Here is a 9,715-nt window from a genome sequence, read left to right as displayed (position 1 = left end):
ATTGCCCCCATAGTGCAGATGAGCAATGGCCCATCTCTCCGGGCTCCTTGAATTGGAAATTGGACAGCACTTCCTGTTGGGAAAGCCAAAAAGTAATGATGATTCTTATGGAATGCTGAAGACGGTTGAAGGAGGTATCCAGTTCATCACTTACCAAACCTTCTTCCACAAAGCGCTTAAAAAAGCTCCTCATCTGCTCTTTCCGTAATTCCAGCGTTTCATTCAGTACCTTGCTCACTTCCGGGTTTGAACGGCAAATCTCCAATACATCAAGGTTAAAAAAACGGTACTTGCCCTGAAACTGATCCAAGTTCAGCAGCAATTGGTGAAAACGCTCAAAAGAGGTCCCCTCCCCTTGACTGCCCTGATAGGCCGCCGACATTTCCTGGCGCATCTGCTTGTAGACCTCCAATAATATCGCCTCCCGGTTTTTGTAATGATAATCCAGGTTACCATGACTAATCCCCAGTTCGGCAGCGATATGCCTACTGGTGATATTCTGGGCGCCTTGCTCATTATACAAGCGAATGGCCTCGTTGATTATTTTCTGCTTTGTGGAGACTTTTTTCTTCTTTTCCATTTTTACAAAAATAATGAATGCGGACATATTTCATGTCTGCAATGTGTTTCCCCTACTATCCTGTCCTGCTACAAAGCAAAGAAATAAAATAATCCAGTACAAAACCACCTTATTCAACCGAGAAGTCCATTTATTTCACTATTAAGGCCAAAATCTATTGAACTTCTTTTGTCGTAGCCCCAAAAACCCCACTCATCACCTGCCTTTTATCGCTTCACTTTGATTTTTCCTGCTGGCACTGTTACCCTCATCTCTTTACCCTCCATGGTATATTTTGTCTTCTTTTTACCCACATTTAGCAGGCCACCCATAATGACACTTGACATGCCAATGAGGTAGGCTCCATGGAAGGGCTCATTGAAAAACACGATCAAAAAAACAGACGATAAGACTGGTGTTAGAAAAACGAAAGGAGCAAGAAAAGAGGCCTCACCGGTTTTCAAGGCCCGGATCCAGCATATATAAGAAAGTCCATTGACGAAAAAACCGTTTATCACTATCGGAAGAACGTTTGTCAATGAAGGCCATCCAAAGTCTGAAAAAAGAAACATGGAGAAGAAGGAAACGACAGTGGCCGTAAGAAAATAAATGGTCAAAAGAGATGCATCATCCAGCCTGGCCTTTTTACTGAGCACTGAAAAAAGGGCAAAGGTAAAAGCACCGAACAGCACAATTAAATCCACTGTCAGGTTTTCAAACCTCAATTGGGAAAAATCTCCCTTGGTAAGAACGATGAATACGCCAAAAAAACCAAGCAAGACGGATAAACCCTTAGCGGCCGTCAGCCTTTCCTTTAACAGGAACATGGACAAAAGCACCACTAATATGGGCCAGGAATACTGTACCACCAACACTTCCATCCCCGGGGCATTGGCATATCCAAAATACAAAAGAACATAATACAGGTAGGTCCCTAAAAAACCCAGCAGCACTGAAGTCAGCCACTGCTTTTTAGGAACCGACATTAGAAGTTTTAATTTCCCCTGAATAAAGCCCACAAGAATAAAGAAGATCAAAGAGGCCAGGCTGGACCAAAATAAGAATTGGTGATTATCAAGACCGTTTTGGCCCAATTTTGAAACCACAGGGATCAATGCCCAAAGAAGGACACAGACCAGTACATAAAGGATTGCTTTTGCCATAATAATACCCGTTTAATAATTATTGAGGCAAAATTCAGCAATGCTAATCTTAAAAAATGGTCCATTTTGGAATACGAATGGTATTATTTATCAGGATTATTCTCCTTAGCCCTTGTCCTAAACTCCACAGGGGTTAGGTGGAACTGTTTTTTAAATGTTTTAGTAAAATAAGAATTATCATTATACCCTAGTTCTGCTCCTATTTCCTTTACGCTGAAAGTGCTGTACTGTAACATTCTCGCTGCTTCATTCAAAATATACCGTTCCAAATACTTGGCGGGTGTCAGTCCCGTAATGCCCTTTATCACATCACTTAATTTCCTTTGAGAAACGGCCAACTGTTCAACATAAAAAGAAAGTTGTTTCTCTTCTTTAAAATGCCTTCTAACCAAGGCATCGTATTGTTCCAAAAGCTTAAAACTTAATTGGTCAGCTTCCTTATTTTTATTTCTGATAGGGTATTTGAAAGCATCTATTTTGCTTAGAATAATATGCAGGTAATTGCTGATGATAGCCAAATTGGTCCTACTTGAAGTTTGCCCAAGGTATCGGTACAGCAATTTAAACTCCGTATGCAGTAACTTGATTTCCTTCTCAGGCACCTTGACCAAACATTGATCAATATCATGGAACAATAAAGTGGATTTATTTTGAAAACTATCCAGGATTGTATCAGAGAAACTGACGACAAACCCCTTGACATTTGGCTGATAACTTATTTTATGCAGGTAATGCGGAGCCAAAAGAAAAACATCACCTTCCCGAAAGTGATGGTTAATTCCTTCAATGAGGTGGGTCCCCTCACCTCTTCTAATCCATACAATTTGATAATAAGTGTGACGGTGCAGCGCAGTGCTGTTAGGGCTGGATGTTACATATTGCCCATTTACAATCTTATCAACGGCAATTCTCTCACTGTACGTCTTTAACAACTTATCATAGCCTGACCTGTCCACTTCGTAGCGTTTTGATGAATCATTTCCCATCAAAATATAAGAAATGTTTCTTTGAATAAAACCAGATATTTTCAAATAGGTATATACGCAATTATACCCGCAGCTCTAACTCGTTTAAACAATCTCTCACTGGCACCAATTTTCCAAATAAGCCAGTATGTCCTTTTACTGCTACTGATAGTCCCTTAGCACCTTCTGAAATGAAGTTATTTTTCTCTGGGCTGATCGGTTCAATGATGTTTCCGATACCGGAAACTCCTCAAGTGGATCCTTGGCGATATGGTAAATTTCTCCACTGTCGTACAGCTTCCACTCACGGTCATGGACAAACCTTTTCTTCTCAAACTTGCCCCAATTAGGATCATAATGACAAAAGACCCATTTTCTTCCTTTAGATGACTTCCCCAGTAGTTGAGGGTAAAAGCTAAGTCCATCGGTAAATACCCCTTTTCTTTCCCTGAAACTCACAGCATCCAAAAGAGTAGGCAGAAAATCAGTAAAATCCACCAAATTATCATTTACCGTTCCCTCAGGGATTTGTCCCTTCCAGCGGGCGATCATAGGCACGTGGGTACCTGCCTCGGTGGTTTGTCCTTTATCCCCCCTTATTTCCTGTCCCTCCTGTAGGGAAACCACATCATGATCCGTTCCATTGTCCCCGATGAAGAGGATCAATGTGTTCTCTGAGATGCCCAAATCCTCGATCTTTTGGACAATTTCCCCAACCAGCTTATCCATATAGCTCACCATCTCCCCAAAATATGCGGGATCATTCACTTTGGAGCTTGCCTCGAATCCACCAAAGTCTTTATTGGCTGGAGTGGGCACAAAAGGGTCATGGGTAAGTACCATGGGGTAGTAAACAAAGAAGGGTTGGTCAGAATGCCTTTCCATAAAATCACCGATCTCGTCCACAAATACATCTGGGCCAAATGCATCTTCGTAAACCTTGGTTTCTTCCGAAGTACTCAAGAGCGGGTCTTTGTACCTACTACCAAGATCCTCCACTTGCCAGAGGCAATATTCATCGAATCCGGCATCTTGTGGCAAGGTTCCAATTTTACCACCCGCCAGCTCCTGCTGCTTTTGGTTTCCAAAAAGCTGCCATTTGCCTGCTATCATGGTCTTATACCCTGCCTGCTGGAGGTAATCACCGAAAGTTTTCTCTTGAGGATCCAAAAGCCCAAAACCGATATAATTTCTAAAATTGTATTTCCCGGTCATCAGCTGCACCCTGCTTGGGGTACATAGGGGAGTCGAATAACAATGGGTGAAGTTCATCCCTTCTTTGGCCAACCGATCCAGATGAGGGGTTTGGTAACTGTTGCTTCCATTGACCTCCAAGGTCTCATAACCCAGATCATCCGCCATGATCAAGACAATATTGGGTGTGCCGGGATCCTTTTGTTGCCAACCGAATACATTCAAAGTTAGCAGGCAGCAAGCCAGTATGGCCAGTTTCTTCATCATCCAGGTTACCATTTCTTCCATGATTGATTAAAGATAAGAGGCTGTCTCAACATAAGTAAATACGTCCCCGATAACTTATGAGACAGCCTCCTCTTAATTGCTAATTTTAATTCCAATTCGGATTTTGTTCCAAATTAGGGTTTAAAGTGAGTTCATCGCGTGGGATGGACAGCAGATAATCCTGGTCTTCCCTGAATCCATAACCGTCGGGCATCTCTGGTTGAAAATAATCCACCAGACCGTCTTCATTGACATTGACCGTCAAAGACGGGAACTCTGACGGATCAAATGGATAGCCCAATGGACGCTGTCCTTTGATCAAACCATGGGCGGCCCACCTTCTGTAATCATCTACCCGATGTCCCTCCAAGGCCAGCTCCACTCTTCTTTCATTGCGGATAGCATAAAGGGCATCATCTATGTCATAACCATAATCCAGCAGATTGTCTCCATAGTTTCCCTGAGGAATCACTTCAAAATCCGGCATTCCGGCCCTGGACCGAAGCAGGTTCAATTCTTCAAACGCCACCGTTCCGTCCAGTTCATACTTGGCCTCGGCGTAATTCAGCAAGACCTCAGCATATCGAAAATAGATACGGCCTGTCTGACTCAAGCCTCCAAAATCAGCACCGGCGGCCGGGGAATAGGGATTGGAGAACTTCTTCAATTGAAAGCCAGTAGCACACAACTCCTCTGACCCTCCATCCAAAAATGGCTTATCAAAAAGTTGGCCTGCGCTGGCCACTCTCAGGTCGCCCGGAATCCACACGGTAGCATGAAGTCGGGGATCACAGTCCGCAGCAATTTGGGTCAAAAAAGCATTACCCTTTGTTCCAGAAGCCAGGCCCATATAGTCATAAGGCTGGCCGTCTTTGCCCAAGTAGGAACTTACCAACGACCAAGTGATTGCCATATTTCTGGTTCTCCTGGTGGTATAAAACTGGAGTTCATGCCCCAGCTGCTCCGATGTGCTGGCAATCCTATAAAACAACACCTCATCAATAGCGGACATATTATCCAATCCAAACAGGGTGTAATAATCACTTTCAGGATTTCCGGTAGTGTAAATCCCTGCTGTATAGTCTCCGTTGATCAGCTCCTCGGCAGCATCCACCGCCTGCTGAAAGTACTTGGCAGGGTCGGTTCCAGGGGTTCCAAATTCCGTTCCTGCGTGATACTTTTGCCAAGTTCCCTCAAACAGCGCTACCTGGCTTTTAAAAGCCAATGCAGTTTCCCTGTTTAGCCTGGAATTGCCCACCGTTGAAAGCAGGCCCAAATGCATAATGGCATTGTCAAGATCGGAAAGGATAAAATCAGCCACCTCGGTTCTTGGGGCCCTAGGATCCACTAATGCCTCGTCCCCAGGAAAAAGCTGGCGATCGTAAATCGGCAAATCCCCGTAACTCTGTAACATGTTATAATAAAACCAGGCCCGGAAAAAATGTGCTTCTCCAAGATACTGGGCATAAGAACTGAGCTCGTCCTCCACATTGTCCAAATTATCGAATAGAATATTGATGCTTCTGATATTGGACCATTCATTGGTCCATTGTCCGTTTCGGGTGGCCCGAGCCCCATCCAGCACCGCATTGGGGGTAGCCACGATCAGGTTATCCGAGTTATCTTCCGAAATAGGAAGATTGGCGCTCCCATGAGAAGGGAATTGGGAATAATATTTCTTTACATAGTTTTCAATATCATTACTGGTCTTAAAGAAATCATTGACAGAAATCTGATCCTCTGGGGGATTATCAATAAAATCCTCGCATGAAACCGTTCCCAACAGCAAAAGGAACATACTGGCTATATATTGTATTTTCTTCATGTCTATTTGCTTTTTTTGATTAATAAGAAACCTGTAATCCAAAAGAAACGATACGATCCGCTCCGTAGGTCTTACCCACACCCCAGGCACTGCTCACCGCTACGGGATCCACGCCAACAGGAAGGCTGGAGAAAGTCAATAAGTTTTCCCCGGACACATACATTCTAAAATTGCTTAAATGTAATCTCTCCAATACCGGACTTGGCAGGGTATAGCCCAATTGTACGTTTTGGATCCTCATATAAGCCCCGTTTTGCAGATACCGGCTATTGGTAATTCGGTTCTTATTGTTCTGTGCATTATTGATATAAGGTCTTGGGAAATAGGAATCCAGGTTAATATTGGCTTCTCCCTCATACAAACCTGTATACTTGTCGCCCGGTTGATCCCGGAAATAATCCAAATGCTCTGGGAACAATGAAGACTGGTTGCCCGTCCTGAATCCCCAGAAAATATTCTGAGAACTATTGAACCACAAGTCCCTTTTGGCCACGCCTCGGATAATCATGGAGAGATCAAATCCTTTATAGGCCGCACCAAGGTTTAATCCAAATTGATAATGCGGTGTACTGTTGCCTATAATGCTCAGATCACCGTGATCTTCCAATGTATTGGCACCAGGACCTACTATACCGTCCCCATTGGTATCCAGGTATTTCACATCCCCGGTATTCCAAGCCAATCCCCCAACAAGGGGAGTCAAATCAACTTCAGAGGTATAGGAATCTACCTCCTCTTGTGTTCTAAATAAATCATGGGCAGTATATCCCCAAATCTCGCCTTGCTCCCTTCCTTCATACCAATCGCTCAAAACACCATTTGGATTCAAATACTCCGTGATCACCGCTTTGCTATCGTAAATATTAAAACCCACATTATAGCTGAGGCCATTCGATAAAGTCTGGTTCCAGGAAATGGTACTTTCCCAACCTCTTGCCCTCAGGGTCGCATTATTGGATGCCGGCAGGCCTGCTCCCAACACTCCAGGTACAGGAGATACCGGCCCGATCATATCAAAGGTAGTCCGCTCAAACCAGTCAAAGACAAACTTCAACTTTTTATCCAAAAAGGACATATCCGTACCAATATCGATGGTCCTGGCAGTTTCCCAGGTCAAATCAGGACTGACCAAAGCCGGGGTTCCTGCAAAACCTATTGGCCTGCCTGAACCCGGACTGAAAAGCCAGTTCACGGCATTGGAGGACAGCGGAATCAACAGGAGATCCTGGTAAGGGGCTGTATTCTGATTTCCCAGTTCACCCCAAGACCCACGAATTTTCATGGTATTGACGGCCCCGCTGATCGGCTCCCAAAAGCCCTCCTTATCGATGTTCCATCCTACAGAAAAAGAAGGGAAGAAGCCCCAGCGCTTTCCTTCACGAAAACGTGAACTGCCATCGTATCTGGCGTTCATCTCCAACAAATATTTCTCTTGGAAGTTATAGTTGATCCGACCAAAATACCCTTGGGTACTGATTGTCTGAAGGTTCTCGCCTATTTGGATTTCTCCATCAGCAGTCATCAAGGACGGCACATCCTGAACCAAAAGGTTGGTTCTAAAGCCGGATAAGCTGCGGGTTTTAAACCGCTCAAATTGGGTTCCCCCCATTACTTTTAGGTTATGGTCCTCACCCAGCTTAAATTCATAGGAAGAATAGATATTGGTGGTCCAGTAATTATTGCTCCAATGCGTGGACCGAATATTACTCGGTAATGTATTACCACTAGGAATCACTGTTCCATCCACCAAGTGGTCGTAAACGGTAAGTTCCCTGCTTTGATAGAACTGGTCCACATTTCTCATGGCAAAGTCCGCATGAATGGTCCAGCCTTCCACAGGCCTGAAATCAGTTGCAAAATTGTGCCAGTTCTCTACGGTTTCCGTCACGTCCGTACCTGCATCATTCACCCAAGGAATTTTAGACTGTATCATGATATTTCCAAAGCCATCGTATTTGGCATTGGTGGGCATGGTACGGGCAATCTGATGGAAAATCAGGTCATAAGACCCTTGACGGTCCATATTCGGGATTTCCCTGACCTGTCTGGAGAAGCGGGGCTGATAGGTAAAATCCCAATTTTCTGTAATGGAAGTGGTGATTTTACCCATGATATTATACCGATCAAAGGTATCGGTGCCATAATTCAGTACGCCATCTTGGCCAAACAAGCCGGCGGAGAAATAATAAGAAGTTTTGTCTGTTCCTCCTGAAATGCTCACATCGTGCTTTTGGATAAAACCGGTTCCAAAATACTCGTCAAACCAATCTCTATTGGCATTGCCAAACTGGTTGAAGCCCCATTGGTTGGTATTGTTGAGGTTTGGTGTAGTTTCAAAAGAAGTAGCATCTGCCGGAAAATTTGGCCGCCCTCTCAGGAAGTCAAAATCCCCTTCTTGGAAGGCGATGATATTGTCCACAATTTCGTTTCTGAAAAATCTTCCTCCTGCCCCTGGCACAGCGGTACCCGCTTCGTTGATCACCCTGGCATGGGTATAGGAATTCAACATGCTGGGCAGATTTTGCGGGCTGGCTACGGAAACACTGCCGGAATAAGAGGCCTTCAGTTTTCCCCTGCCCGACTTGGTGGTAATGACAATTACCCCGTAAGGAGCTCTGGATCCATAAATGGCCGATGCTGCGGCATCTTTTAGGACGGAGATTGACTCAATATCATTAGGGTTTAAGCGGTTCATATCCCCGGGGATTCCATCAATGATGATATAAGGCTCTCCCCCACCATTGATAGAGCCCATTCCACGGATCTGAATGCCTAAATTGGCTCCTGGCTGAAAACCAAAATTCCCCACATTGAAGGTCAAACCAGGCGAAGTTCCCTGAAGCAGCTGAGATACGGAAGGAGATGGCCTGCTTTCCAACAATTCTCCGGATACCACATCCACTGCCCCGGTAAGGTTGGTCACTTTTTGGGTGCCATAGCCTACCACGACCACCTCTTGCAAGGCCTGCTCATCCTCTTCCATCTGTACATTGATGACCGCGCTGTTTCCTACAGGAACGACCTGAGACACATAACCGATAAAAGAAAAGACCAATGCGGTTCCTTCGGGAACCGTAATACTGTATTTACCGTCCAAGTCGGTAACCGTTCCTCTAGTGGTTCCCTGTACTGTAATGGTCACACCGGGCAAAGGCTCACCCATCGGGTCCAACACCGTTCCAGTGATGGTAACGTCCGCTATTGCTACCGGATTGGCTGATCTTGAAACATCCTTCACGGTTTTCTTTACATGGATGTTTTGGTTTACCTGCTTAAACTGTAAGTCGGTCTGCATGGCGATGTCCACCAAAAGGTCATACAGGCTTCTGCTCCCCTGATGAATGGAAATCAATCCGCTACCTTTTATTTCCTTGTTAGTATAGACAAAATTGAACCCTGAAGCTTCCTCTATTTTTTCAAAAGCTTCCTTCAATGATGCATCACGAAATCCAACCGCTATTTTTACTTCTTCGATGCTTTTTACCTGTGACCTGCTGTCATTGGCCCACAGGAAGCTCATCGAAAAAGCCTGAATTACAAAAGCATATATAAAGAGCTTCGTCATGTAGGTTATGTGTATAAGTATCCTTTTGTTCATATATTTACATCGTTTTAATGAATTGATTGACAATTGATTTATTTAAACATCATCTGGAATTGGATTTGGTCGTTCACTTTCCAGATACCTTTTGCTATCCGGGGTTGTTGGCGCAACTCCGGATTCTTTTCTTGGGCGGATGGT

At 44.4% G+C, this 9,715-nt stretch carries 6 protein-coding genes; all 6 read right to left on the bottom strand.

Going from position 1 to position 9,715, the window contains the following annotated elements; genetic code table 11:
* Nucleotides 1-580 (bottom strand): TetR/AcrR family transcriptional regulator (locus ACYVAA_RS16435; protein WP_460543727.1); only part of this gene is annotated, 580 nt, incomplete at its 3' end.
* Between the two features lie 206 nt (nucleotides 581-786).
* Nucleotides 787-1,722 carry a DMT family transporter gene (locus ACYVAA_RS16430; protein ID WP_460543725.1) on the bottom strand — a complete coding sequence of 312 codons (936 nt, stop codon included), beginning with the start codon at nucleotides 1,720-1,722 and terminating at the stop codon, nucleotides 787-789.
* Between the two features lie 83 nt (nucleotides 1,723-1,805).
* Complete coding sequence (locus ACYVAA_RS16425; RefSeq protein ID WP_460543723.1) at nucleotides 1,806-2,708, bottom strand: helix-turn-helix domain-containing protein; 903 nt, start codon at nucleotides 2,706-2,708, stop codon at nucleotides 1,806-1,808.
* Between the two features lie 141 nt (nucleotides 2,709-2,849).
* On the bottom strand, nucleotides 2,850-4,169 hold the full coding sequence (locus tag ACYVAA_RS16420) for an alkaline phosphatase family protein (protein WP_460543721.1): 1,320 nt from the start codon (nucleotides 4,167-4,169) through the stop codon (nucleotides 2,850-2,852).
* Nucleotides 4,170-4,254: 85 nt separating this feature from the next.
* A complete protein-coding gene (locus ACYVAA_RS16415) occupies nucleotides 4,255-5,973 on the bottom strand; it encodes a RagB/SusD family nutrient uptake outer membrane protein (protein WP_460543719.1) in 1,719 nt (572 codons plus the stop codon).
* 19 nt (nucleotides 5,974-5,992) lie between these two features.
* Nucleotides 5,993-9,538 carry a SusC/RagA family TonB-linked outer membrane protein gene (locus ACYVAA_RS16410; RefSeq protein ID WP_460543717.1) on the bottom strand — a complete coding sequence of 1,182 codons (3,546 nt, stop codon included), beginning with the start codon at nucleotides 9,536-9,538 and terminating at the stop codon, nucleotides 5,993-5,995.
* Nucleotides 9,539-9,715 lie beyond the last annotated feature (177 nt).

This window comes from Echinicola sediminis, assembly GCF_054777495.1.
This window is presented reverse-complemented; position numbering and strand designations above follow the sequence as displayed.

What these genes read in the sequence shown, in the direction of transcription:
- ACYVAA_RS16430 (WP_460543725.1), bottom strand. Translation starts at nt 1,722, where the DNA reads ATGGCAAAAGCAATCCTTTATGTACTGGTCTGTGTCCTTCTTTGGGCA.
- ACYVAA_RS16425 (WP_460543723.1), bottom strand. Translation starts at nt 2,708, where the DNA reads ATGGGAAATGATTCATCAAAACGCTACGAAGTGGACAGGTCAGGCTAT.
- ACYVAA_RS16420 (WP_460543721.1), bottom strand. Translation starts at nt 4,169, where the DNA reads ATGGAAGAAATGGTAACCTGGATGATGAAGAAACTGGCCATACTGGCT.
- ACYVAA_RS16415 (WP_460543719.1), bottom strand. Translation starts at nt 5,973, where the DNA reads ATGAAGAAAATACAATATATAGCCAGTATGTTCCTTTTGCTGTTGGGA.
- ACYVAA_RS16410 (WP_460543717.1), bottom strand. Translation starts at nt 9,538, where the DNA reads ATGACGAAGCTCTTTATATATGCTTTTGTAATTCAGGCTTTTTCGATG.